Below are 976 nucleotides of genomic sequence, written 5' to 3' on the forward strand. Positions count from 1 at the left end.
ACAGCGGTGTGCTGGTTGGTTGACGGCTGACGGCCGGCGGAGTACCCCGCCCGGTGTGCGGGCGTACTCGATGGATCTGCGTGAGCGGGTCGTGGCCGCGGTCGATGCGGGGATGACCCAGCCGCAGGCGGCGGCGCTGTTCGGGGTGTCGCTGCGGACGGTGGAGCGGTATCTGGCCCGGCGGCGGGCGATCGGCGGCCTGGCGGCGACCGAGCAGCGGCACGGACCAGAACCGAAGGTGCGCCGGCGGCTGCAGGCCTGGCTGCCGGCTCGGTTGGCCGCCGCGGCCGATGCCACGCTGGCCGAGCACGTGGCCGCGTTCATCGCCGCCGGCGGCGAGCCGGTGTCGGCCGCGTCGATGTCGCGCGCGATCGCCGGCCTGCCGCCCGATCCGGGCCAGGCGCGGACTCCGTCCGGGCGTCGGCGGCGGCCGGGGCGACCGCTGAAGCAAAAAGCCTGAGCGCCACCGAGCGCGACGAGACCGCGCGCGCGGAGTGGCGCGAGCAGATGAGCGGGGTGGACCCGGCGCGGCTGGTGTTCGTCGACGAGTGCGGCACGCACACCTCGATGACCCGCCGGCGGGCCCGCGCACCCCGCGGGGTGCGGGCGCGGGGGGCGGTGCCGCGCAACCGTGGGCCGGTGACCACGCTGCTGGCCGGGGTGAGCCTGGGTGGCATGAGTCCGGCGATGACGGTGCAGGGCGGCACGGACACCGCGGTGTTCGCCACCTATCTGGAGAAGGTGCTGCTGCCGGCGCTGTCGGCGGGAACGGTGATCGTGGTGGACAACGTCGGCGCGCACCAGCCCGAGCGGATCCGTGAGCTGGTGCACGCCGCCGGGTGTGAGCTGGTATTCCTGCCGGCCTACTCGCCGGACCTGTCTCCGGTCGAGGAGGCGTTCAGCAAGCTCAAGGCGTTGGTCAAGGCGGCCGCCGCGCGCACCCGGGCGGCGCTGGACGCCGCGATCGCCGCCGCCC

2 protein-coding genes are annotated in these 976 nt (G+C 75.4%); both read left to right on the forward strand.

Going from position 1 to position 976, the window contains the following annotated elements:
- Window positions 1–70: 70 nt before the first annotated feature.
- Window positions 71–460 (forward strand): helix-turn-helix domain-containing protein, encoded by a 390-nt coding sequence (locus ABQ292_RS26540; RefSeq protein ID WP_369210694.1) that lies wholly within the window; start codon window positions 71–73, stop codon window positions 458–460.
- 47 nt (window positions 461–507) lie between these two features.
- On the forward strand, window positions 508–976 hold a 469-nt coding region (locus ABQ292_RS26545), incomplete at its 3' end, for an IS630 family transposase (RefSeq protein WP_369210695.1).

The organism is Geodermatophilus maliterrae (assembly GCF_041018925.1).
GTDB classification, from domain to species: Bacteria; Actinomycetota; Actinomycetes; order Mycobacteriales; family Geodermatophilaceae; genus Geodermatophilus; species Geodermatophilus maliterrae.